The organism is Serratia sp. NA_112.1 (genome assembly GCF_052691715.1).
Genome location: NZ_JBQZFO010000001.1, coordinates 673,766 through 698,783 on the forward strand (window position 1 = coordinate 673,766; position 25,018 = coordinate 698,783).

Consider the following 25,018-nt stretch of genomic DNA (forward strand, 5'->3'; position numbering starts at 1 on the left):
TACATTGGTAGCTGAAAGCCAAGGGCGGTAGCGTGTCTCAACTATCCCGTTTCCGACTTCATGAGCGGCTTGGTTCAGCTATGTAATAATTATTGAATGTGGATAAAAAACATGCAAAAAAGATTGAAGGCTGTCATTCCCGTAGCAGGCTTGGGAACCCGTATGTTGCCGGCGACAAAAGCCATCCCTAAAGAAATGTTGCCGGTGGTCGATAAACCACTGATTCAATACATCGTTAATGAATGTGTTGCAGCTGGGATTAAAGATATTGTTCTGGTAACTCACTCTTCTAAAAATGCTATTGAGAACCATTTCGATACCTCTTTTGAGCTTGAAGCGGTACTGGAATCACGGGTCAAACGCCAGTTGCTGGAAGAAGTGCAGAGTATTTGTCCTTCAGATGTGACAGTAATGCAAGTACGCCAGGGACAGGCTAAAGGTCTGGGGCACGCGGTTCTGTGTGCCAAACCGATGGTAGGCGATAATCCTTTTGTTGTTCTGTTGCCCGATGTGTTGCTGGATGACTCAACAGCCGATCTGCGCAAAGAAAACTTAGCCAAAATGATTCAGCGTTTTACCGAGACTGGCTTCAGTCAAATCATGGTGGAACCGGTGCCGGAACAAGACGTATCGAAATACGGCGTAGTGGATTGTGGCGGAGCGGCGTTGTCTGCGGGTGAGAGTACTCCAATGACGGCGGTAGTGGAAAAGCCAGCTCTCGAAGACGCGCCTTCCAATTTGGCGGTAGTTGGTCGCTATATTTTGTCAGCTAATATATGGCCGTTATTGGAAAAAACCTTACCAGGTGCCGGTGATGAAATTCAGTTAACTGATGCCATTGCTTCTCTAATGGGGCAGGAAACCGTAGAAGCCTTCCATATGAGCGGAAAATCTCATGACTGCGGCGATAAGTTGGGGTATATGAAGGCATTCGTACAATACGGACTGCGCCACGCCTCCGAAGGTGAAGATTTTACCCAGTGGCTAAAACAAACGCTGAACAGCAAGTAAGAATTACGGCTGAGAAGACGATCATAAGATATCAAGAGGATTACCATGACCAAGTTAAAAGCTGTCATTCCCGTTGCAGGTCTGGGTATGCGTATGCTGCCTGCAACCAAGGCTATTCCAAAGGAAATGTTGCCGATCGTTGATAAGCCGTTGATTCAATACATTGTTAATGAGTGCGTTGCAGCAGGGATCAAAGAGATCATCCTGGTGACGCATTCATCCAAGAATGCAATCGAAAACCATTTTGATACCTCCTTCGAGTTGGAAGCGATGCTTGAAGCGCGCGTTAAGCGCCAGTTGCTTGATGAAGTGCAATCTATTTGCCCTAAAGGCGTAACGCTAATGCATATTCGCCAGGGGCAACCAAAAGGTTTGGGGCATGCGGTGCTTTGTGCCAAGCCGCTGGTAGGGGACTCACCTTTTGTCGTTCTGTTGCCGGATGTGTTGCTTGACGACGCCAAAGCCGACCTGAAGAAAGACAACTTGCCGCATATGATTGCTCGCTTCGAACAGACGGGTTTGAGCCAGGTGTTGGTTCAGGCTGCTGATGAGCATGTTTTGTATGATTACTCGGTAGTTGAATGTGAAGCCAATAAACTTCAGCCCGGTGAGAGCTCTCTTATGACCTCTATTATTGAAAAACCAGGTCGTGAGGTTCAGTTGAAGTCCAACTATTCAGCGGTAGGGCGTTATGTTCTCTCAGAAGATATCTGGCCTATTCTTGAAAAAATAGAGCCGGGTGCGTGGGGCCGCATACAATTGACGGATGCCATTGCTGAACTATTGAAACAGCAACCGGTGGAAGCTACCGAGCTAGTTGGTGAGTCGTTTAACTGCGGTGAAAAACTGGGTTATCTGCGTGCATTTGTTACTTATGGTTTGCGTCACCCTAGCCAGGGTAAGGCGTTCCGTGAGTGGGCAGAAAAATTGTCACTTTAGGATCGATGCGGTGTTTTTTTGCCTGGCAGCGATTTTAGAGGCTGCCAGGGCAATTTGCCGCACCCATTGAATCTTAGGTAATTTCACTGTTTCATTTTTTATATTAGTATACATTCTATTACAGGCTGTCTTACCCTTTGGCCTTCGCGGTTTCTCTTTGTAAATCAGGTTGCAAAACACAGCAACATTCTGTTTTTTAGGGTAATTATCGTACGTGGCTGTAGGAAGTCATCAGTGTCGGCAAAAGCTGAATACTTTACATCGTTAATAATAATATCTTTGTATTCATCAACAGCAGACAAACGTTGCAGGTTTATTGCAGCAGGTTCTCTTCCGTTAAAAGACGGGAACATAAACCGAGGCATTTTGGTAAGGTTACAGAGACGCGGCCATGGTCGGCTAGCATTGTAGCTTTGCAGATACATTTACTTTGAAAGTGATGATAATTTGATGGCAAAACGACAATTGAAAATGATATCGCTGTTAATATCAATCAGCGTAATCAGTGGTTGTACAGTGTTCCCAGGAACCCACCTTTCCACTAGCGGTAAAGATTTTGTAAAACAAGAGGATGCTGATTTTGATATTGATCAGTTAGTCAATATCTATCCGATGACACCCAAATTGTTAGATTCTCTCCGCCCGGCAAGAGTGGTTGCTCAGCCTAATGGTCCGCTGGATGCCTCGCTGCTAACTTATGAATATCGGATCGGAGTGGGTGATGTGCTCAACGTCACCGTTTGGGATCACCCAGAGTTAACCACACCGGCAGGCCAATATCGTAGCGCCAGTGACACCGGTAACTGGGTGCATTCTGATGGTACTATTTTCTATCCTTACATCGGGAAAGTGAATGTGGTGGGTAAAACAGTTACCCAAATTCGCGATCAGATAGCCTCCCGATTGGCCCAGTACATCGAAAGTCCACAGGTTGACGTGAATATTGCAGCTTTCCGCTCTCAGAAAGCCTATGTGACCGGAGAAGTTGCCAAATCAGGTCAGCAGGCCATCACCAACGTACCTTTGACCGTGATGGACGCTATCAATGCCGCTGGGGGTCTGACGGAAAATGCAGACTGGCGCAATATTGTCCTTACCCACAATGGTAAAGAGCAGAGTCTGTCGTTGCAGAAACTGATGCAAAATGGCGATCTCACTCAAAACCGTCTGCTTTATCCGGGCGATATTCTTTATATTCCCCGTAACGACGATCTGAAAGTGTTTGTGATGGGGGAAGTTAAAACCCCAGCGACGCTCAAAATGGATCGCAGCGGTATGACATTGACGGAAGCATTAGGCACTACCCAAGGTGTTTCTCAAACCAGCGCCGATGCTACGGGGATATTTGTTATTCGTCCTCTGCATGGCACACAGGGCAAGAAGTTGGCTAGTATCTATCAGTTGGACATGTCGGATGCGACGGCGATGGTGATGGGGACTGAGTTCCAGCTGCAACCCTATGACATTGTCTATGTCACCGCCGCTCCGGTTGCCCGTTGGAATCGCTTGGTATCTCAGTTAGTACCAACTATCGACGGTTTCAACAACCTGACCGAAGGTGTTTTACGTATTCGTAATTGGCCATAGAGGAATACGTCATGTTCGATTCTGTTTTGGTCGTATGTGTGGGCAATATTTGCCGCTCTCCAACGGGGGAGCGGCTTTTGAAACAACAATTGCCGCATAAAAAAATTGCTTCTGCTGGTATCGGTGCCCTGGTTGGAAAAGCGGCAGATGACGCTGCTGTGACGGTGGCAGAAGCAAATGGTCTTTCTTTGGACAACCATGTTGCGCAGCAACTAACCAAGGAAATGTGTCGTGATTATTCATTGATACTGGTAATGGAAAAAAATCATATTGAAGCGGTGTGCCGCTTAGCTCCTGAAGTTAGGGGGAAAACGATGCTTTTTGCCCATTGGTTAGGTCAGACAGAAGTTCCAGATCCATACAAGAAGAGCCACGAAGCGTTTGAGTTCGTTTACAACCTTCTGGCGGAAGCTGCGCAGAAATGGGCAAAAGCATTAAATCGTTAACCAGAGATGACAATGATTGATAATAGCAAATTGGGTCCCACTGCGGGCGCAAGTAATGATGAGATTGATTTGGGTCGGCTACTGGGGACTTTATTAGACCACCGTTGGCTAATTATAGGGGTTACGACATTATTTGCCGTTATCGGCATTGTCTATTCTCTTTTCGCAACACCGGTTTATCAATCTGATGCATTAGTCCAGGTTGAACAAAGTTCAGGGAACTCAATCCTCAATAACCTTTCCGAAATGCTACCGTCAGGTCAACCTGGTTCAGCTGCCGAAATAGAGCTAATCAAATCCCGTATGGTTCTGGGAAAGACGGTTAAAGATCTGAATTTGAACACGGTAGTTGAACAAAAGTATTTTCCTCTTTTCGGCCAAGGCTGGAATCGTTTGACGGGGAATGAGCCGGGTAGGATTGCACTGTCGCGTCTGTCTATTCCACATGGCTGGAATGAAAAAGACATTGAATTAGAAGTTTTTGACAAAAACAGCTTCGTTTTGATTGTGGATGGCGATGAGCTCCTTAAAGGAAAAACGGGTGAGTTGGTCAAACAGAAAGGCGTCACTATGCTGGTCAGTGAAATTGATGCTGAACCAGGCACAGTTTTTAGCGTTTCGCAACGTAGCGATTTGATGACCATCAACAGTATTCTTTCTGCTTTGACCGTTGAAGATAAAGGGAAGGATACCGGTGTTCTGGCATTAACCTTACTTGGTAACGACCCAGAATTAGTAGGCAAAACGCTCGATAGCATCTCAAAAAACTATTTGCTGCAGAACGTTGAGCGAAAATCGGAAGAAGCTGCCAAGAGCCTCGATTTCTTGAAAGAACAATTGCCACAGGTCAAAGGTTCACTGGAGGTTGCTGAAGATAGGCTGAATAAGTTCCGCCAGGATAATGACTCTGTTGATCTGTCCCTTGAAGCTAAATCCATGCTGGATACTGTAGTTTCAGTCGAGTCCCAATTAAATGAGTTGACCTTCAAAGAAGCCGAAATTTCGAAGCTTTACACCAAAGAGCACCCGGCTTACCGTGCGTTGATGGAAAAACGCGGAACACTGGAAGGTGAGCGTGAAAAGATCAACAAACGCATTAGTGTGATGCCAAAAACTCAGCAAGAAATCTTGCGCCTGACCCGTGATGTTGATGCTGGCAAAGAAATTTATATGCAACTGCTGAACAAACAGCAGGAGTTGAGCATCACCAAGGCCAGTACCGTAGGTAATGTGCGCATTGTTGATCCAGCAGTCACTCAGCCAAAACCAGTTCAACCTCGTAAGACCTTGATTGTACTTATTTGTGTAGTCTTGGGCGGGATGCTTTCTGTGGGTATCGTGATGCTTAAAACTATGCTGCATCATGGTATCGAAAATCCAGATGAGCTGGAACAACGTGGCATCAATGTTTACGCCAGCATTCCGTTGTCCGAGTGGCAACAGAAGAAAGACCGGGAAGTATTATTACGTAGTCACCGAAAATCTAATGCGCGAGCGAATTCTTTACTCGCTGTCGGTAATCCGGCTGACTTGGCAATTGAGGCAGTACGAAGCCTACGCACCAGCTTGCATTTTGCGATGATGGAAGCAAAAAACAACGTATTGATGATTTCTGGAGCTAGCCCAAATATCGGTAAAACTTTTGTTAGTATCAACCTGGCGGCAGTGATCGCTCAGGCAGGTCAACGAGTGTTGGTTATTGATGCTGATATGCGTAAGGGCTATTCACATAGTTTGCTTGATACCAGTTGGCAAAATGGGCTCTCGGATATACTTTCAGGAAAGATTGATGCCAGTAATGCTGTCCGTCCGACGCAGATTGGCGGAATGGACTTTATTCCACGTGGTCAGATCCCACCTAACCCATCAGAATTGCTGATGCACAGTCGTTTTACTGAATTGGTAGAGTGGGCGAACAAGAACTATGATCTGGTATTAATCGATACACCGCCGATTCTTGCTGTAACAGATGCTGCGATTATCGGTCATCATGTAGGTACCGCACTGATGATTGCACGTTTTGGTATGAATACCGTCAAAGAAATTGAGATCAGCGTACGCCGGTTCGATCAGAATGGGATCGAAATCAAAGGTATAATTCTCAACGCCGTTGAACGTCGTGCCAGCAGTTATTACGGTAGCTACGGTTACTATCAGTACGAGTACAAGTCTGGCAGTAAAGACGCATAAGCCTGTAACTACTATCTAAAAGAGGTTATAAACAGTTTATAACCTCGCTTCTATCCGAACAGCTTAATATTACAGAGCAGCAATGCCTGAAAAAAACCGGCTATTATGAATATATTAATTGTTAATACATTATATGCACCTTTTAAAGTTGGCGGTGCGGAAGTGTCAGTACAACTTTTGGCTGAGGAGCTGGTTTCTAAAGGGGATAGAGTTCGCGTTGTTTGTCTCCATGATGAAAAAACCAGAAAGCAAACGGAATTGAACGGTGTAGAAGTAGTTTACCTCCCGCTAAAAAATTTGTATTGGCCGTTCAATAATGTACAAAAAGGGAGAGTTAAAAAGATTCTCTGGCACTTAATTGACAACTTTAACCCGATGATGGGGAAAATTTTTGAGCAAGAGCTGGATGAGTTTAACCCCGACATTGTTCACACCAATAATATTAGCGGTTTTTCAGTTGCAATCTGGGATGCTGTCAAAAATAAGAATGTTAAACTGGTTCATACTGCCCGCGATTATTACTTATTGCATCACAACTGTACTTTATTCCAATCTGGAAAGAATATGGATTTAAAGTCTACAAAAATAAAACTAGCATCTATCATAAAAAAATCAAAAAGCAAAAATATAGATAAGTTTGTTGGTATCAGTAAATATATATCAGCGCTACACCGTGATAATGGCTTTGCACAGAACGCAGCTCATCAGCATGTTTATAATCCAATTAAAAATATAACTGTTGATAATGAAACATCTACAGTCATTCGTGTTGGATTTATTGGTCGTTTAACTGAAGATAAAGGATTCAGTGCCTTCTGTGATAAAGCGCAGGAAATGACGATACCCAATGAAGTTGAGTTTTTTGCTGCCGGGCGTTTGGCCTCCTCGATTGAGGGTGAACACTTAAAAGAAAAGGCGGAACGTGCTGGTGTCCATTTACTCGGTTTTGTACCGGTTGAATCATTTTTAGCAAAAATCGATATGGTTTATTTACCGACAATGTGGAATGAGCCCTTTGGCCGTGTTGTTGCTGAAACTGCCTCTGCAGGAAAGCATGTCTTTACCTCCTACGCTGGCGGCGTAGCGGAAGTGGCTGAATATTATGAAAATATCTATGAGCTGAATGAGTTTACACTAGAGAAGTTAAGAACACTAAAGAATCACCATGTTGAAGCACTTGATGTGAACCCTTTTGATGTAGGGCAGTTGGCTGCTGATTATAAAGAGGTTTATAAAAACTAATATGGGATTATCATCAAAAAAAATCGTCGACTACTTCGTTATTACATACCTGATGGTTCTCTCGATCAGTGGAGTATTGAACATTGTTGCCCATAATACGACGCGTTTTTTATTAATCTATAAAGATATTTACTCGCTGATATTACCGGCTTTTTTACTTCTATACCTGGTGGCTAACAAGGCTAGATTAGGTCCTGGTTTCCGCAACTATCTGTTGTTATTTATTGGGATGGTAATGCTATCTTTGAGTTATGTATTGATATCTATACTCAATAATAATTTTAAAATGGGTAACATTGTCACTCAATTCCGTTTTGAACTATTTACCTATAGTGCATTACTGGTAGGTGCTTTCCTTGTTTGTTTAGAACGCGAACATCGGATGCAGTTGCTATTTAAAATAATCAAATTTTATATTGTCGTCACAGTTATCAATGCAATCTTCGCTATTTTGGAAAGTTTATTTTCCGGTGTGCTTTATGCTGTTGCTGGGGTAAATCCAGGTCTACAATTTACACAGGTAGGCAAAGATAACGGTTTGATTTTGCGTTCTGCCAGTGGCTTTTTCAGGGCCATTGGGCTTTTTAGTGGGCCTTTTACATTAGCTGAATTTTTGTTCTTCGGTCTGATATTAAGCCCATTTGTGAGCAACAAGCATAGATTTAAGTATATTATTATTGTCACTGCCGGTATTGTATGTTCTACATCTAAAACGGCCATGATTATGGCTGTTATCTATTTTGGTTATCTTTTCATCCGTCGTTTCTTGCCGCTGAAATTAAGTTTGGCAAGTGTGGCGATGGTTTGTATAGTTTTGCTGACATTCTTTTATACCACCATGACGGATTTGGGTGTATATAAATCACTTTATTCTAGTGACAATAACTATGCAGAACAAAGTATATTGGCAAGGATTCTATTAATAGAAGAGGTTAGGCATAGCGATACATATTCTATATTGAGTGGCGCCGGCTATGGTCTTAATGGCAACGCCGCAACCGGAGATATAGCTGCAATACCACTTGATAGTATTTATATTTTCTTGCTTTCGAATTATGGCGGCGTGGGGATATTTATTTTCTTATTAGCCTCTTCTATAATTTTACTCAGATTATATATGAAGGTATGTCGAGGATACTTTTTCCCAGGAGTATTTCTCTATTGGATGATCTCGATTTCGATTAATTTCGTATATAACAATCCAATTACAAACTATCCAGGTTATATTTTCTCAATAATCATTTCTACATTGCTTCTGTCCTTCCGGCAGGATGAGTTTTATAAAGTGGCTGATGCCAAACAACTCCACGAGAAGATACGTTAAGTTTATATTGTAAAATGGCATCGTCATTGAGGTATTTATGGTTTTTATTAACGCAAGATTTCTTACTCAGGAACTTACTGGTGTACAACGTTTTGCAGAGCAAATCAGCTTAGCATTGCAAGAAATTAGAGATGATATTGTCTTTATTTCTCCTGGTGATATTAAAAATAAAAAAACTGCTGATCTACTTAATGTTAAAGTCATCGGTAATAGAGCGGGGCACCAGTGGGAACAGCGTGATCTTCCTGTTTTCTTAAAAAATAATGGAAGTCCCTTGCTCGTCAATCTTGGGAATACAGCGCCATTATGGTATAAAAACAAAATTGTTACACATCATGATATTACCTATAAAAAATTTCCAGAAAGTTATTCGCGGAAATTCAGGTTAATGTATAACCTGCTAATTCCGGTAATGCTGAAGAATAGTCGTGCATTATTGACTGTGAGCGAGTTCTCCAAAAAAGAAATCACAAATGCTTATAATTATGATACTCAAAAAACTTTTGTGATCTCTAACGCAGTATCAGAAATATTTACTCGCAGAGAAACAGAAAGACAAGTTGTAGATGAACCATTTTTATTATCGGTTTCGTCCCCAAATTATCATAAGAATTTTCATGGGCTATTAGCTGCTTTCTCTGTCATATCAAAAAACTCTGATATCAAACTGAAGATTATTGGTGGCAAGAATAAGAATTTCTCTGGCATTGACTTTTCTGCTAACGGCGAAATTGACATGAAAAATGTTGAGTTTTTAGGCCGTGTTACTGATGAAGAGTTAGTCAGTATTTATCAAAGTGCTCTGGCATTTGTATTCCCTTCATTTTATGAAGGATTCGGTATACCTCCGCTTGAGGCGCAGGCTTGTGGTTGTCCGGTTGTATCATCAAACCAGGCTTCATTACCTGAAGTGTTGGCGGAAAGTGCCTTGTATTTTGATCCTTATAACCATAAAGACATGGTCAATGCTCTCGATAAGATTGTTCATGATGAAAAATTGCGAGATGAATTAAAGATTGCCGGATACAATAATATCCCAAACTATTCTTGGCATGAATCGGCTAAAAGATTAGATGATATTATCAATAAGTTGTAATGATGTTTCAAACTAATTGGGCTCTTGGAAATAATTAATTTTTCCTAACGCATTTGAAATTTTTCTCAATGGTTGTGTGAAAAATGAGTAATCTCGTTAAAAATATATTCTATTTGGTTACGGAAAAATTCGCAACGACATTTATTCTTTTGCTTTCTAATGTCATTGTTATCCGTTACCTGGGCGTTGAGGATTTTGGTAAGCTCGCTATTTTTCAACTTTATTATTTACTGGCGGTTACAGTATCTGAGTTTGGGATTCGTAGGGTCTATTCATCACTAAAGTCTCCAAGCCGTGAAGCATTAATATTTAATCAAGCTTTTAATATAAAGCTTGCGAGCTCTCTTTTCTTTTTTATTGTTGCTTTATTATATTTGTATATCAGTAATTATGATATAAAATTTTATGCACTTTTATTGGCATTTGTAGCTTCACCATTTGAGATATTCACCTATCATTTTGAAGCGAATTTAAAGAATGCAACTCTGGTGAAAATCAGAGTTACTGTTTCTCTCCTTATGGCATTATTGCGAATTTTTCTCTGTTTTGTAGGTGAGAATAATTTAATTTATATTATGCTGACATATGCATTCAGTAATCTCATTATTAACTTGCTTTGCGTATTTGCTACCCGCAAGCACAAAATGAAAATTACTAGAGTGAGAAGTCGGCTTTACCGTTCAGTTATCAGAAAGCATCTGTTCAGTCGCTCACTGTTTTTCTGGATATCAGTAGTTATTGTTCAGTTAAATATGCGAACTGACCAATTTATGTTATCACTTTTGGCTGGTACGGCTAGTGTGGGTATTTATGCGGGCGCATATAAATTAGTAGAGCAACTTCTCACCATACCTTCGTTGTTGGCTGGGGTTTTTCTTCCTTACATCAGTAAAAGTCAGTCCTTAGACAAAGAAAAGTACCTTGAGAACCTTTATCTGTACGGTCTGCTTGCCAGTATTCCTATCAGTTTGCTACTAGCATTTTCCGCTCCGTGGTTAATTCCATTTTTGCTTGGTAAAGAGTTCAGTGCATCAGTTCCTGTTTTTGCTGTATTGATGCTTTCATTGCCAGTATTAGTTATCGTCAACCTCAGTGGCTTATATTACAGTATATTTAAACTCGAACGCTTTGCTATTATACGAAACGCGTTTGGTCTGCTTTTGAGTATCTGTCTTAACTATTTCTTTATAAAAATTTATGGCGCTACTGGCGCCGCATTTTCCGTTATTATCAGCTACAGTTGTGTTGCTTTTATTATCGAATGGGTGACACCTCAAACACGGAAAAATGCAAATATTAAGCTTAAGGTTTTAATAGACCTTTTAAAACTAAATACCTATCAGGAATTAATTTTTAATGTTAAAGCTAAAATTTTCAAAAAATGACAAATTAAGAACGCGGGTTTTTTGGTGGGAGCCGAAGGATGGTATCCATAATGCTGGTGACCATTTGGCAAAAGTCATTGTTGAGCAAATGTTGACTCTTAAAGATAAAGGTATCCTCGATAAGAGTAATGCAAAGAACAAATTGCTTTCCATTGGTTCTGTTATGCATTTTGCCAATACGGGTGATTGCATTTGGGGTACCGGGATTAATGGGAAGATCAGCCACGAGCAAATGAAGTTCAGCAATCTTGATGTGCGTGCTGTACGTGGACCACTAACCCGTGAACTATTGCAAAAGCGTGGCATCTCGGTTCCTGAGGTGTATGGCGATCCAGCATTGTTATTGCCTACTTTTTTCAGTAAAGAGCTTCTGACTGATGAATCATTAAAGCGTGAAATGATCATTATCCCTCATATGAATGAGGATTTTAAAAAATATGATAAGTACGCAGATATCCTCTGTTCACCGCGGCAGGGTGCATTGGCCTTCACACAGGCTATTGTGAATAGTAAATTTGTAATTTCCAGCTCTTTGCATGGTGTTATTATTGCTGAGGCGTACGGAATCCCTGCGATTTTCCTTGATGGTAACAGCGGCGAATCCAAATTCAAGTATGATGATTACTATTTTGGTACGGGAAGAAAAGAATATCCCATTGCTTCTACGATTGAAGAGGCTTTGTCATTGACTCCAGCAGAGCCCATTGATATGCCGACAGTTTCTAAACGCCTTTTCAAAGCATTCCCTTACGATCTCTGGTAATCAATTCGCACCCGTCGATAGACTATGTTGGCGGGGCTAAATAAATTTGGTTGTGAAATGAAGATAGCATATTATCCGGAAAACACTGGAACCAATGATTACAGTAATAGATTTAAACATATCCTTTCTCAATTTGGTGAAGTGGAGGGCGTTTCATTCAAAAGCATTGTTAAGCGCTTCACTAAACTTGAATTTTGTAGACATGATGTGATTTTTATCAACTGGCTTGATTCTGGTATTATCGATAATCAAGGCAAGGTAAGAAATTCCTTGATGATAAAGGCAATCCTGAAAATATTACTCTTCAAGATTGTGGCGAAAAAAGTTATTTATGTTCGCCATAATTTATATCCTCACGGAACTCAGGTTGAAGATAGCCTTCGTGCAAAGCGTTATGCTGATATTTTAATGAAAATATCTGGAGTGGGCGTAGTCCATTCACCGGTGGCGGCCACTGCTGGGATGCATTATATACCCCATCCTTTGTATAAAACCGATAATGAATTTATAAAAAGAGAGTTATTGAGTGATGATAAGAAGGAGAGTTTTGTATTCTTTGGGCGGATAAATAAATATAAAAAGCTGGAAGAGTTAATTACAAATTTCCCCTTGGAAAAAAAATTAATCATTGCTGGAAGCTATGATGATGAAAGTTATGTTGAGAAATTAAAAAGCATTTCGTCAGATAATATATCAATCCTTGCGGGTTATATTGATGATGCTACTGCAGAGAAATTGATTTCATCATCACAAGGATTAATTATTTGTCATGCAGATCCAGATATGATTGTCAGCGGAAGCTTTTTCTATGCATTATCTGTAAAAAGTCGGATCATTTGTGTGGAAACTGACTTCCTTCGTTGGGCTAACAATATTTTCGGCGACAATGTGGTTGTTTGTTTCAAGGATATCGATGACCTACATGAGAAAATTAGTTTGTTGCCTCCAGTGAAGGAATTTGATCATGATGTTATTGAATTAATTAAAGATAACTTTGGTCAGCTTGTTATCACTGAAAAGATCAAATCATTAATTTAATATTTATTGTGGCTCTTTATTTTAGAATATGCTGGGAGAGGGTATGCCTGAACAGAGATTGAATGTAGGTGTTGTAGCTGATTGGCTAGTAACCTATGCTGGCGCAGAGCGCGTAATAAAAGAATTTATTGATATATACCCAGAATCCACTCTTTATTCTGTAGTCGATTTCTTATCTGATGCCGCCAGGAAGCAGATTCACAACAAGCATGCAAATACTACCTTTATACAAAACTTGCCTAAGGCTAAAACCAGCTATCAGAAATATTTGCCGCTGATGCCTTTAGCTATAGAGCAACTGGATGTTTCTTCCCATGACGTTGTTTTGTCGAGCAGTCATGCTGTAGCGAAAGGTGTCTTGACTGGGCCAGATCAATTACACATTAGTTACGTACATTCACCAATTCGTTATGCTTGGGATTTACAACATCAGTACCTTCGTGAAGCAAACCTTATGAAGGGGATAAAAGGCAAGTTGGCAAAGTGGTTGTTGCACAAAATTCGGATGTGGGACTACCGCACCGCTAATGGGGTTGACCACTTCATTGCAAATTCACATTTTATCGCTCGCCGAATCAAAAAGGTTTATGGGCGAGAAGCCGATGTGATTTACCCTCCGGTTGATGTTGACCGATTCTTACTGAATGAAAATAAAGATGATTTCTACTTCACGGCTTCCCGTATGGTTCCCTATAAACGTATGGATCTTATCGTTGAGGCATTTAGCACTATGCCTGATAAGAAACTCATCGTGATTGGTGATGGCTCTGAGATGGCCAAGATCAAGTCTAAAGCTGGGAAGAATGTTGAGATCCTGGGCTATCAAAGTAATGAAGTGTTGCAGGATCATATGTCGAGGGCCAAGGCCTTTGTTTTTGCCGCGGAAGAAGATTTTGGCATCACGCCGGTAGAGGCTCAGGCATGTGGAACACCGGTAATCACCTTTGGTAAAGGAGGGGCGTTGGAAACCGTTCGCCCATATGGAGTAGATAACCCAACGGGTATTTTCTTCTTTGAACAAAGTGTCCCCTCTTTGGTGGCTGCAGTGCAGCAATTTGAAAAAATTCAAGACGAAATCAGCCCCGTTGATTGCCGTACGCAGGCATGCAAGTTCTCTGCAGAGCGTTTTCGGGCCGAATTGGCTGAATATATAAATGTCAAATGGCATGAGTTTAATACGGCCAAAACCATAAAATACTGATCGGTGAGATTTATCATGAGTAATATTTATCCTGTTATTATGGCTGGCGGTACCGGAAGCCGTTTATGGCCTCTTTCCAGAGAATTATTCCCTAAACAATTTTTAACGCTATGTAGCGAGTTTTCTATGCTGCAAACAACGGTGAATCGTCTGGATGGCTTAGATATATCCAATCCTCTCGTTATTTGTAACGAAGAACACCGTTTCATTGTTGCTGAACAACTGCGTCAAATTACTCGCTTATCGCACAACATTATACTGGAGCCAGTAGGCCGTAATACAGCTCCTGCGATTGCGTTAGCTGCTCTGCAAGCAACTGGTAATGGAGAGGATCCTCTGCTGTTGGTTCTAGCTGCAGATCATGTTATTCAAGATGAGAAGACGTTCCGTGATGCTGTTCTTCAGGCAGTTCCATATGCTGATAAGGGCAATCTGGCTACTTTTGGTATTGTCCCTACTGGCCCAGAAACTGGCTATGGTTACATCCATAAGGGTGAAAGCATTGACGGTTCGGTAACTTGCCAGGTGTCACGCTTTGTAGAAAAACCCAATCTGGCTACAGCACAGGAATATATTAAAAGCGGAGACTATTTGTGGAACAGCGGTATGTTCCTATTTAAAGCCAGTCGTTATCTTGAAGAGTTAAATAAATATCGTCCAGATATTCTTGCTGCTTGCCGTCAGGCGTTACAGCATACTTCTCCGGACCTGGATTTTGTTCGTGTTGACCGCGAAGCCTTTATCGCTTGTCCGGACGAGTCTATTGACTATGCGGTTATGGAGCAAACGGCAGATGCGGTTGTAGTACCCCTGGATGCTGGTTGGAGCGATGTTGGCTCATGGTCAGCACTATGGGAAATTAGTGAAAAAGATCAGGCAGGTAACACTAATTTCGGTGATGTCATACAGCATGACTGCTCAAATAACTATATCAGGGCAGAACACAAATTAGTGGCGACCGTAGGTGTTGATAATCTGGTGGTGGTTGAGACCAAAGATGCTGTATTGATCGCTAATAAGGATAAAGTGCAGGACGTTAAGGAGATTGTAAATTATCTGAAACGTAACAAACGTCCTGAAAGTAAACAACATCGTGAAGTATATCGTCCTTGGGGTAAACACGATGCAATTGCGCAGGGGGATCGTTTCCAGGTACGGAAAATAACGGTCAAACCTGGTGAGAAGTTATCTCTGCAAATGCATCATCATCGCTCCGAACACTGGGTCGTCGTCTCTGGAACGGCGAAAGTGTTCAAGAACGGTACTGTTCAATTCGTGGGTGAAAACGAATCTATTTACATTCCATTAGGCGTCGAACACTCTTTGGAAAATCCAGGGAAAATTGCGTTGGACCTCATTGAAATCCAATCGGGTTCCTATTTGAGCGAAGATGATATTGTTCGATTTGATAATAATGGAAAGTACGATTAATTGCTTTACGTTTCAATTATTAGAACATAAATGTGTAACATCTTTGGTAAGGATTTTCAGATGGCTCAAACTTTAACCTGTTTTAAAGCATACGACATTCGTGGTCGATTAGGCGAAGAGCTGAACGCAGATATTGCCTATCGTATCGGTCGTGCATATGGCGAATTTTTAAAGCCGAATGAAGTTGTAGTTGGCGGCGATGTGCGTTTAACCAGCGAGGAGTTGAAACTTGCACTTGCAGATGGCCTACGTGACGCTGGCGTTAATGTGCTTGATATCGGGCTAAGCGGTACTGAGGAGATTTATTTCGCTACTTTTCATTTAGGTATTGATGGCGGAATCGAAGTTACTGCTAGCCATAATCCGATGGATTATAATGGGATGAAACTGGTGAGTAGCCAGGCGAAACCTATCAGTGGTGATACTGGATTGCGCGATATTCAGAAACTGGCTGAAGAGAACCGTTTTTCTCCGGTTGCCCCTGGCACTCGCGGTACTTATCAACAAATATCTATTGAAGAAGCTTATGTTGAGCATTTGCTTGGCTACGTTGACATTAAAAATCTGAAACCACTAAAACTTGTTATCAATTCCGGCAACGGTGCTGCAGGGCATGTGATTGATGCTATTGAGACACGGTTTAAAAACTTGAATGTTCCTGTCGAATTTATCAAGGTACATCACCTGCCCGATGGTAACTTCCCAAATGGTATCCCAAATCCTCTACTGCCTGAATGTCGGGAAGATACAGCACAAGCTGTACGTAAGCATAAAGCAGATATGGGGATCGCGTTCGATGGTGATTTCGATCGCTGCTTCCTGTTCGATGAGAACGGGGGGTTCATTGAGGGCTATTATATTGTAGGCCTATTGGCTGCCGCGTTCCTGGAAAAAGAAGCCGGTGCTAAAATCATTCACGACCCACGTTTGAGTTGGAACACTATTGACGTAGTTGCCGCTAGTGGTGGGGTGCCAGTAATGTCAAAAACTGGCCATGCCTTTATCAAGGAACGCATGCGTAAAGAAGATGCGGTTTATGGTGGGGAAATGAGTGCCCATCACTATTTCCGTGAGTTCTCTTACTGTGACAGCGGGATGATCCCGTGGTTACTGGTTGCAGAGCTTGTTTGCCTCAAAAATTTGACACTTGGGCAACTGGTTGAAGATCGTATGTCTGCATATCCTGCTTCTGGGGAGATCAACAGCCAGTTACAAGACCCTCAATCGGCGATCAAAAAAGTATTGGAGCGTTATCAACCTGATGCCTTATTGTTCGATCAAACCGATGGTATCAGCCTAGAGTTTGCAGACTGGCGTTTTAATCTTCGCAGTTCCAATACCGAGCCAGTGGTACGCCTCAACGTTGAATCGCGGGCAAACCCATTATTGATGAAGCAGAAAACAGAAGAGATCCTTGCCTTACTACGCAGTTAAACTTTGTAATTACGCTATATTGAAAGCCTGGGTCATGAACTACCCAGGTTTTATAGGAATATAGTTTGCAGAGAAAACTTACAAAAGGCATCTATACTATGATAGTGAATAGGTCGTTATCAATGAATGGTTTCCGTCGTGGGAGTTTTCATACCAATGCATCCCTGACATCAATGTTGCAACGATTTTCAGATATTTTTATCGTTTTCTGCGGGCTTTACTTATCCTGCCTTATGTCTGGTACCCGATTCTCAATGCAACACTGGGTTATGGTGTTAACTTCAATTGTTATTTTCCAGATGATAGGTGGTATTACTGATTTTTATCGTTCTTGGCGCGGTGTTCGTGCAGGATTAGAAATTCAGCTGATTTTGCAAAACTGGACGATAAGCTTATTGTTGACCTCCGGTGCTGTTGCTTTTGTTAACGATTTTAGTAACGAATATATCGTTTATATCCAGTGGTACTTGTTAGTCTGCTGTGGTTTGGTGATAACACGTAGTACTATCCGGCTGATGCTAGGCTATATGCGTAATTTGGGGTTTAACACTCGCAATGTAGCTATTATGGGGTCAATGCCGGTAGGGATTCGTTTGGCGGAAACGTTACGTGATGCGCACTGGATGGGATTTCGCGTTCTGGGCATTTATGATGATAGCGAAGAACCATTGAGCGCTATGCTTGAACGACGCGGTAATCTGGCACAATTGATTGAAGATGCAAAATGTGGGCGTATTGACCGCATTTATATCGCTATGTCGATGGAGCAAGAGAAATTAATAAAAGATACGGTTTCTGAGCTTTCAGATACTACCTGCTCGGTAATGTTGATTCCTGATATTTTCACTTTTAATATTTTGCAATCACGCTCAGAGGAAATAAATGGTGTGCCGGTGGTATCATTATTTGATACACCTATGAGCGGTGTTAATCAGGTCATTAAACGTGTAGAGGATATTGTCCTTTCAATATTTATTCTTCTGTTCATTTCCCCTGTTTTATTGCTTATTTCAGCTATGGTGAAGTTCACTTCTCATGGCCCCGTGATTTTCAAACAACGTCGATATGGCATGGACGGGAAAGCAATCGAAGTATGGAAGTTCCGTTCAATGAAGGTTATGGAGAATGGCGATAAGGTCATTCAGGCAACAAAAGGGGATGTCAGGATTACGCCTGTCGGTGCTTTCCTTCGTCGTACATCTTTAGATGAGTTACCTCAATTTATTAACGTACTGAAAGGGGATATGTCAATTGTTGGGCCTCGTCCTCATGCCGTTGCGCATAATGAACAATATCGCAAGTTAATTACAGGTTATATGCTCCGTCACAAAATGAAACCTGGAATTACCGGTTGGGCTCAGATAAATGGTTGGCGTGGCGAGACGGATACATTAGATAAAATGGAAAAACGGGTTGAGTTTGACCTTGATTATATCCGTAACTGGAGTGTTTGGTTAGACGTGAAAATTGTTTTTCTGACAATATTTAAAGGGTTTATCAGTAAAACAGCCTATTAGTTTTCTGATGGATATACATCAATGCCTGGCTCCTCATTTTTTTAAAACTCATGAGTAGTACTTTTTTATTCAGGAGGTTAAGTTGATATTTCAGCCAAACACAGGTCATTGTCATTCTGGCCGTTATACCAGGATGGTTAAAGCATTGGCAGCCGCAGGTATCATGCTGTTGGGATCCTATCAAGGTGCGAATGCTTTTGAGATTGGGGTGAATGTTCATTTGCGGAACTACCCTAAGCCGACAGATAATTATCTTACCCTTATTAAAGATTATGGGTTTACGTCATTTCGCACTGGCTTCCTGTGGGGAATGGTTGAAAGGACATCTGGCGATTTTAAAGTTGTCGGGCCTCTTATCAAGGAAGATGATGCATTCCAGCAAGGCGTTTCCAAATATGGATTGAATTCTTTACTTATTCTTGCATATGGCAATGCCGCTTATAATGTTCCTGATTATCCAACCACTCCTGAAGCCATCGATGGGTTTGCCAACTATGCTTATTGGACTGCCAAACGCTTCAAGGGAAAAGTAAAGTACTATGAGGTTTGGAATGAATGGACTGTGGGGACTGGGCTGAAGAAGAAAACAGGGGTTCCTCCTCCTGAGGTTTTTGCACAATTAGTGAAGAAAACATCGGCTGCTATTAAACGGGCTGACCCCGATGCGATTGTGATGGCAGGTTCTCTTAACCCTTTGGGGCAACGGGGCATTAGCTGGTTTGATAAGTTAATGGAATTAGGGATACTGAATGATATCGATGCTATATCACTGCATCCTTATTCGTATCGTAATGAAGATATGGCGTTGAGAAACCCCGAGGATAATCTTGCCGGCATTGATAAGTTTGAAGCCAGAGTAAGAGCATTCTCCAAAAAAACAGTTCCTTTATATATTACTGAAATGGGGGTTCCAACATATAATGGACCTGGTGGTTTGAGTAATGCCGCTGCCGCTCAATATATCGTAAAATACACTATGTTGGCAAAATCGCGCCCCTACATCAAAGGGGTGTGGTGGTACGATCTTATTGACGACGGCGATAATCCAAAAATAAATGAACACCGATTTGGTTTGTTGGACAGAAAGGAGAAACCGAAAGCGGCGGCATTGGCTTATGAAAAAATCGCCAAAGTTGCGCGCGATTATAGCGTGAGTGATTATAAGGTATCTGCTGATGGGGTGATTAGCATTGCGCTTAAGGGGCAAGGTAATCAGTATGCGATGTTGTCTTGGCAGAAGTCCAAGGTCGCGCAACCTTCGGAGCAACCAAATGGCTTGAGATCTTTAATGAGTAGTGTAACAGGGCAGTCATCAGCGAAGCCTGATGTAAATCCTCTCGTTGAGATGAATAATCAGAACGTAACATTACAGGGCGATACTCCAGTATTGGTCTTGTCTGATAAGCCTATAGCTGTGCCAACTCGTTGACATTTATTTTTGAATTAGGTGTTACTATTTTGTTCTTCATTCTATTTTATTGTTTTTTTAAATATGACCGAGAAGCACTTTACTCTCAATCAGGTGGTTTCTATGCAGGTCGTTGAGAAATTGAAACCCACCGCTGATAATAAAAATCCCACTCGTCTGGATTATGTTGACTCGATAAGAGGAATTGCGGCAATTAGCGTCGTTATTGCTCATTTTCTGGTGCCTATCTACGGATACGATAAATTTATTTTTTCCCATGTTTTTGATCTCGGGAAAATAGGTGTTGTGTTATTTTTTATTATCAGCGGATTTATCATACCTTTTAGTTTTAGACGTGAAAATGGTGGGGTGCAGGCATTCTTTATCTCACGATTTTTTAGACTTTATCCAGGTTATTGGTTTTCTTTGTTATTATATTTGGTTGTGTCTTACGCTTTGGGTATGCAATTCCCATGGCATCAGATCTTTGCCAATATTACGATGTTCCAAACTGCATTTCGTGTGAAAGATATTGTGGGTGTTTATTGGACTCTCTTTATCGAACTGGTTTTTTATTTCATGTGCGTATGTTCATTCATTTTGGGCCTGCTCAATAAAGTCAGGTTTAACTTCATATCTTCCCTTGTAATGCTGGTTATCGCCCTGGCGTTAGCCATTGCCAGACGCAAGCTGGATGAAGAGTTTCCTGTTGCCTTGCCTTTGGCTCTGTCATTGATGATGTTTGGTGGTTTATGGCGATCATATCTGCTTGATGGTGATTTCATCGCTAAAAAACTGGCTACATACTATATCGCTATTTATGTCTGTGTGATTCCAATAGTGAGTTTCTTTTCTTATGGAATAGAACCTGGTCATACAATGCGTTATACAGTGACATATTATCTTAGCATGTTACTTTTTATCGCTCTTACGACTCGTTTTAGGATCCATAACAAGTTTATGGTTTGGATGGGGGTGATCAGTTACTCAGTTTATCTTATTCATCCAAGTTTGTTGATAATTTACGAACATTTCACTGCTGATTTTTCTAACTTCAGTCGGTATCTGCTAGGAAGCATCGGAGTTCTTCTGACGCTGCCTGCGTCATATCTGGTGTATAGATTTATCGAGCAGCCTTCTATCAATCTTGGGCGTCGTGTAAAGTCTAGTATGGTTAAAGTAGCACAGCTTTGATTCCATTCGTTGTGAAGTGTTCTGGATAGTTGAAGTAGATGATAATATCAAAAGCACCTTCGTATCTCTTTACGATGGTGCTTTTTTTTTGCCGATTTTCAGGTTTTTATATTTTTTTCAATACGTTATTGCTGTTTTTAATGCTAAATAATTTGTTGAGTCGAAAAATTTTCCACTCGATCCATTTACTTTTTCTTGAGCCGTCAGCTACTTCGTGTTGTCCTCGTCAATAAACCCTTCTTGTTTACATGGTTTTTGTGCTGGCATTGAGTTGTTAACAGTATCGCCAATTATTCATATATTGAATATGTGAGTTTTTATTGACGTCTTTTAGTAATGTTAAAAATCCTTGCTTACCATAATGTTAACGCCTATACCGATGTTTTTATTCGAAGTAATAATAATCTCATGTCTTGTCTTGACAGAACCTGCTTTCAGCTACTTTACTCATTTTATAACTATGGGCGCTTAAAGGAGTTATTTAAATAAGTTTAATTTCATTGCTATTAATTCAGTGTTGAGTCTATGTGCAAGCCCAAACCTCTTTTAAGTCAGTAGCTAAGTTAGCATTACTGGTATTCAAGAGCTGTATGGGATCTATTTTTTACCTTAATTTTACTTAGGTTAGGAGTTTTTTATGGCTTCTTTAGCATCTCAGCATCAGGCAGCGGCTATCTTTTACTCGGTATTGGGGCGTACTCCATCTTTGACCGAGATCGATACTTATGGGCAACAGCTTCAAACTGGTGCTAAAACGCCTGCGCAGCTAGCACAAGCGTTTATTAGCTCTTCGTCAGGGGCCGCACTGTACGGCGGTAAAACTGACTCGGAAATTTTGCAAATTATTTATACCCGTGAGCATGGTGCCGCGGCTACAGAGCAGCAACTGACAGATTATCTGGCAGCTAACAGTTTGAGCTCTGCGGTATCTAATGTAGTCAATGATTTACTTAATTATTCTGGCAGTGATTCGACGTTGCTGTCTCAGCAAGCCGCATTTGAAAATAAAATCGATACGTTACTGTACCCTTCAACGGCGACCAGCGCTTTAGGGCAAGGGGCATCGGATATCCAGGCAATTTTGTATGTGGTTGGTTCTACTGCCACTGCTGATGCGGTGAACTATTTCGGGGCTAAAATCAATGCTGGTATGACCCTGACTCAGGCAGCAGCGGCGAACATCAGTGGTCGTTCTTATCTAACCTCGCTGACTGATGACGCGTTTATCGCTCGTCTGTTCCAATTTGGTTATGAACGTGCACCTACGTCTGCGGAAGCTTCAAGTTATCTTTCTCTGTTGCAGGGCGGCGCTACTCGTGCTGACGTGTTGGTAGATATTATCCAAGCCTTGAGAGGTACTGTTGGTGCTGGGGATCAAACCGCTCAGCAGCACTTTAACAGCGCTACAACCGTCTACCAGGCAGGGCATCTTCCTGGGTTGTCGTATCAGGAGCAGGTAGCCGCAGTTTATCTGGGAGTTGCCGAACGTGGTGTTGATGCTTCGGGTCTGGATACCTGGAGCAAACAAATGGCTGCCGGTACCTCCTACAGCACTTTGATTGGCAAGTTGGTTGGTTCTGCAGAGTTCCAACGCAAAGGCGGTCAACTGACTGGCGATGACTTCATTCAGCATGTTTTCAGTGCGGTGCATGGTGTCGCGGCGACAGCTGGACAGTTGGCAACATATAGTGCTCTTGGAAGCGATAAGTCATTAATCACTCAAGCGATTATCAACGATCTGCGTACCTCTACGGCGACTGATGCCGCGACAGTAACCCAGCAGCACGGTTTTGAATTTGATATCGGTACCAGCCTGCTGTACAAAACTGCAGCCTCACTGACGGCCACAGCAGCTGGCGGTAATGCTACCGGCACTGTGAATACAGGCGCATCGCACCAGATCAGCAATGCAGAAACTGCAGTGTTGACCGATGTTCAGCTTGCCGCTAACGCAGCCAGTGTTGTTAACCTGAAGTTTGCCGATCATCTGGCGAATCTGACCATTAACGGTACCAGCGCGGCAACGGTCAACCTGTCTGACAACGGTGTTAACCCGGGTGTAGATATCACTGTGAATAACGGTAACGTTATTCTGAATGCCAGTTCAGGGGCTGATGATGTCCTGGTCACCGCTACGGCAGCTGTTGCTACTGCTACTGGTGATTTTAATCTGGGAGCAGGTAACGACTCACTGAAATGGTTGGGTAATGCGGCAGTTGGCGGTGCCAACACCGTCGGCGCTGGCATTTCTGGCAACGGCGGCGATGGCGTTGATACCATTTCCGCCAACTTTATTACCAAAAACGTGGTGATGTCAGGTAACGCGGTTGTCCGCACCGCGACGATTACCAGCAATGCTTCGCAGTTCACCAATTTTGAGAAAATTGACCTGGCTGGCTACATCGGCAAAGCAACGGTTAACACTGGTTCCACAGCCGCAAACCACACCTTTGACTTTGGTTTGTTAACCGGTAATGCAGTTTCTGAATCCAGCACTACCGGTTTGACCAACAACGTCGTTCAGGCTGCCACCTCCAACATTGGCTCACAAGGTTTTGTGTTGTCTGGTTTGGCTGAAGCAGTGAAGGTGATTAATGCTGCCGGCGGTAACTCCGCGCAGTTGGAAGTGACCGGTAATGCGACGGCGGCGAGCAGCGTGGAAATTACTTTCCTGCAGAATGCCACTAACCACTTTAACGTCACTTTCGATGCCGTTAGCTCAACCGATGTGAATGCCGGCTCCCTGGCACTGAACAGCAGCAGCAGTGTATTGTTGCCAACCGTGCTGAGCACGCTGAACATTGCGTCTGGCGGTACTGGTAACTTTGACAATATTTTGTCACTGACCGGGACTAACGCGCAGGTTCAGAACATTGCCATCACTGGTGATCATGTCCTGGATCTGACTGTGGGCAGTGGTTTTAGCAACGTGCGTGATATTAACGCAACGGCTAATACTGCCGGCCTGAATTTGGATTCCAGCCATGCCGGTACCGGTGACGGTATTATTGTCCAGTTGCTGAACATTCTGCCGTTGAGTGTAGTAACAACGGGGTTGTTGGCACCGGTACTGACAGCTCTGGGTCTGAATGGTTATCAATTGAATGTAGAAGGTACCGGCGCTGCTGACAGTTTCAGCGTTCTGGGTAACACTACCTTGGCCGGCGGCAACGGCGTGAACACCTATGATCTGAAGTCCAGTACTACTCAAGCCGGTGTCACCATTACCGACTTTGATAGTACCAAAGACAAGATTGTTGACGCAGCTTCTGCCTTAACAATTTCTGGTGACACCAGCGGTACTGCGGTAGCAGATTACGGCACCCGTGCCTCCGATACCCTGGATGCTCTGTTGGGGACTCTGGTTGGCGGCCTGACCAACGGCGTTATCGGTCTGTTGGGCGGTATCCTCGGCCTGGACAACAGCAACTCATTGACCGCGAAAGTGGGCGTAGCGTCTGTGGTGTTCGGTGGGACAGGTAATAATGACAGTTCTTATGTGATTATTGATAACAACAATAACCACACACTGGATACCAGCGACAGCGTGGTTTACCTGACTGGGCAAAACCATCAGCAACTGTTGGATACTCTGCATTACGCGTGAGTGTATACTCAGTAGAGAAATAGTTTCCATGAACACTGTTAGTTATTAAATAATACGGGGGGGGGGTAACCTCCCCGTATTTTATTTTGTGATCGGAGTCATCGTCTTTAACTTACTCTTTCACTCATAATTCCCCTGTGCTTTTTATGCCATTTATCTTTTTGTTTTCGCAGGTTTTGCTGGGGGGGGGGTTAGAGTTTTTTTT

18 protein-coding genes are annotated in these 25,018 nt (G+C 42.4%); all 18 read left to right on the forward strand.

All coding sequences use genetic code 11. The features are described from left to right. The first annotated feature begins 111 nt into the window (after positions 1 to 111). The 18 genes from galU to ACUTQ5_RS03420 all read left to right on the forward strand — a co-directional run bounded on the left by galU (position 112) and on the right by ACUTQ5_RS03420 (position 24,813). The gene (gene galU / locus ACUTQ5_RS03335; protein ID WP_445650073.1) at positions 112 to 1,011 is read left to right on the forward strand and encodes a UTP--glucose-1-phosphate uridylyltransferase GalU; all 900 of its coding nucleotides are present in this window, start codon (positions 112 to 114) and stop codon (positions 1,009 to 1,011) included. A gap of 45 nt (positions 1,012 to 1,056) precedes the next feature. After that, positions 1,057 to 1,950, forward strand: coding sequence for a UTP--glucose-1-phosphate uridylyltransferase (locus tag ACUTQ5_RS03340; protein WP_445650074.1), 894 nt, complete (start codon positions 1,057 to 1,059; stop codon positions 1,948 to 1,950). 450 nt (positions 1,951 to 2,400) lie between these two features. Further along, complete coding sequence (locus ACUTQ5_RS03345) at positions 2,401 to 3,537, forward strand: polysaccharide export protein (protein ID WP_445650075.1); 1,137 nt, start codon at positions 2,401 to 2,403, stop codon at positions 3,535 to 3,537. 11 nt (positions 3,538 to 3,548) lie between these two features. After that, complete coding sequence (locus ACUTQ5_RS03350; protein WP_445650076.1) at positions 3,549 to 3,983, forward strand: arsenate reductase/protein-tyrosine-phosphatase family protein; 435 nt, start codon at positions 3,549 to 3,551, stop codon at positions 3,981 to 3,983. A 12-nt stretch (positions 3,984 to 3,995) separates the two neighbouring features. Beyond that, a complete protein-coding gene (gene wzc / locus ACUTQ5_RS03355) occupies positions 3,996 to 6,173 on the forward strand; it encodes a tyrosine-protein kinase Wzc (RefSeq protein WP_445650077.1) in 2,178 nt (725 codons plus the stop codon). A gap of 105 nt (positions 6,174 to 6,278) precedes the next feature. Beyond that, positions 6,279 to 7,415, forward strand: coding sequence for a glycosyltransferase family 4 protein (locus ACUTQ5_RS03360; RefSeq protein ID WP_445650078.1), 1,137 nt, complete (start codon positions 6,279 to 6,281; stop codon positions 7,413 to 7,415). 286 nt (positions 7,416 to 7,701) lie between these two features. Continuing rightward, positions 7,702 to 8,739, forward strand: a complete 1,038-nt coding sequence (locus ACUTQ5_RS03365; RefSeq protein WP_445650079.1) for a hypothetical protein — start codon at positions 7,702 to 7,704, stop codon at positions 8,737 to 8,739. 37 nt (positions 8,740 to 8,776) lie between these two features. Then, complete coding sequence (locus ACUTQ5_RS03370; protein ID WP_445650080.1) at positions 8,777 to 9,835, forward strand: glycosyltransferase family 4 protein; 1,059 nt, start codon at positions 8,777 to 8,779, stop codon at positions 9,833 to 9,835. An 83-nt stretch (positions 9,836 to 9,918) separates the two neighbouring features. Then, positions 9,919 to 11,220 carry a flippase gene (locus ACUTQ5_RS03375; RefSeq protein ID WP_445650081.1) on the forward strand — a complete coding sequence of 434 codons (1,302 nt, stop codon included), beginning with the start codon at positions 9,919 to 9,921 and terminating at the stop codon, positions 11,218 to 11,220. Further along, positions 11,192 to 11,983, forward strand: a complete 792-nt coding sequence (locus tag ACUTQ5_RS03380; RefSeq protein ID WP_445650082.1) for a polysaccharide pyruvyl transferase family protein — start codon at positions 11,192 to 11,194, stop codon at positions 11,981 to 11,983. Before ACUTQ5_RS03375 ends, ACUTQ5_RS03380 begins: the two co-directional genes overlap by 29 nt. A gap of 24 nt (positions 11,984 to 12,007) precedes the next feature. After that, positions 12,008 to 13,021: a hypothetical protein gene (locus ACUTQ5_RS03385; protein WP_445650083.1), complete on the forward strand. Its 1,014-nt coding sequence runs from the start codon at positions 12,008 to 12,010 to the stop codon at positions 13,019 to 13,021. Positions 13,022 to 13,064: 43 nt separating this feature from the next. Then, on the forward strand, positions 13,065 to 14,222 hold the full coding sequence (locus tag ACUTQ5_RS03390; RefSeq protein ID WP_445650084.1) for a glycosyltransferase family 4 protein: 1,158 nt from the start codon (positions 13,065 to 13,067) through the stop codon (positions 14,220 to 14,222). A 15-nt stretch (positions 14,223 to 14,237) separates the two neighbouring features. Then, positions 14,238 to 15,653, forward strand: a complete 1,416-nt coding sequence (locus ACUTQ5_RS03395; protein WP_445650085.1) for a mannose-1-phosphate guanylyltransferase/mannose-6-phosphate isomerase — start codon at positions 14,238 to 14,240, stop codon at positions 15,651 to 15,653. A 60-nt stretch (positions 15,654 to 15,713) separates the two neighbouring features. Next, on the forward strand, positions 15,714 to 17,087 hold the full coding sequence (gene cpsG / locus ACUTQ5_RS03400; RefSeq protein ID WP_445650086.1) for a phosphomannomutase CpsG: 1,374 nt from the start codon (positions 15,714 to 15,716) through the stop codon (positions 17,085 to 17,087). A gap of 122 nt (positions 17,088 to 17,209) precedes the next feature. After that, positions 17,210 to 18,604 (forward strand): undecaprenyl-phosphate glucose phosphotransferase, encoded by a 1,395-nt coding sequence (gene wcaJ / locus ACUTQ5_RS03405; protein ID WP_445650087.1) that lies wholly within the window; start codon positions 17,210 to 17,212, stop codon positions 18,602 to 18,604. An 82-nt stretch (positions 18,605 to 18,686) separates the two neighbouring features. Then, a complete protein-coding gene (locus ACUTQ5_RS03410) occupies positions 18,687 to 20,033 on the forward strand; it encodes a cellulase family glycosylhydrolase (protein ID WP_445650088.1) in 1,347 nt (448 codons plus the stop codon). A gap of 102 nt (positions 20,034 to 20,135) precedes the next feature. Further along, entirely contained in the window at positions 20,136 to 21,206 is a 1,071-nt protein-coding gene (locus ACUTQ5_RS03415) for an acyltransferase family protein (RefSeq protein ID WP_445650089.1), read from the forward strand. A gap of 637 nt (positions 21,207 to 21,843) precedes the next feature. Next, positions 21,844 to 24,813 (forward strand): beta strand repeat-containing protein, encoded by a 2,970-nt coding sequence (locus ACUTQ5_RS03420; protein WP_445650090.1) that lies wholly within the window; start codon positions 21,844 to 21,846, stop codon positions 24,811 to 24,813. Positions 24,814 to 25,018 lie beyond the last annotated feature (205 nt).

Bases quoted from the DNA above. Each gene is read 5' to 3' on its own strand.
- ACUTQ5_RS03420 (WP_445650090.1), top strand. From the start codon at position 21,844: ATGGCTTCTTTAGCATCTCAGCATCAGGCAGCGGCTATCTTTTACTCG.
- ACUTQ5_RS03370 (WP_445650080.1), top strand. From the start codon at position 8,777: ATGGTTTTTATTAACGCAAGATTTCTTACTCAGGAACTTACTGGTGTA.
- ACUTQ5_RS03365 (WP_445650079.1), top strand. From the start codon at position 7,702: ATGGGTAACATTGTCACTCAATTCCGTTTTGAACTATTTACCTATAGT.
- ACUTQ5_RS03395 (WP_445650085.1), top strand. From the start codon at position 14,238: ATGAGTAATATTTATCCTGTTATTATGGCTGGCGGTACCGGAAGCCGT.
- cpsG (WP_445650086.1), top strand. From the start codon at position 15,714: ATGGCTCAAACTTTAACCTGTTTTAAAGCATACGACATTCGTGGTCGA.
- ACUTQ5_RS03380 (WP_445650082.1), top strand. From the start codon at position 11,192: ATGTTAAAGCTAAAATTTTCAAAAAATGACAAATTAAGAACGCGGGTT.
- ACUTQ5_RS03375 (WP_445650081.1), top strand. From the start codon at position 9,919: ATGAGTAATCTCGTTAAAAATATATTCTATTTGGTTACGGAAAAATTC.
- ACUTQ5_RS03390 (WP_445650084.1), top strand. From the start codon at position 13,065: ATGCCTGAACAGAGATTGAATGTAGGTGTTGTAGCTGATTGGCTAGTA.
- ACUTQ5_RS03415 (WP_445650089.1), top strand. From the start codon at position 20,136: ATGCAGGTCGTTGAGAAATTGAAACCCACCGCTGATAATAAAAATCCC.
- ACUTQ5_RS03360 (WP_445650078.1), top strand. From the start codon at position 6,279: ATGAATATATTAATTGTTAATACATTATATGCACCTTTTAAAGTTGGC.
- wzc (WP_445650077.1), top strand. From the start codon at position 3,996: ATGATTGATAATAGCAAATTGGGTCCCACTGCGGGCGCAAGTAATGAT.
- wcaJ (WP_445650087.1), top strand. From the start codon at position 17,210: ATGAATGGTTTCCGTCGTGGGAGTTTTCATACCAATGCATCCCTGACA.
- ACUTQ5_RS03340 (WP_445650074.1), top strand. From the start codon at position 1,057: ATGACCAAGTTAAAAGCTGTCATTCCCGTTGCAGGTCTGGGTATGCGT.
- galU (WP_445650073.1), top strand. From the start codon at position 112: ATGCAAAAAAGATTGAAGGCTGTCATTCCCGTAGCAGGCTTGGGAACC.
- ACUTQ5_RS03350 (WP_445650076.1), top strand. From the start codon at position 3,549: ATGTTCGATTCTGTTTTGGTCGTATGTGTGGGCAATATTTGCCGCTCT.
- ACUTQ5_RS03385 (WP_445650083.1), top strand. From the start codon at position 12,008: ATGTTGGCGGGGCTAAATAAATTTGGTTGTGAAATGAAGATAGCATAT.
- ACUTQ5_RS03345 (WP_445650075.1), top strand. From the start codon at position 2,401: ATGGCAAAACGACAATTGAAAATGATATCGCTGTTAATATCAATCAGC.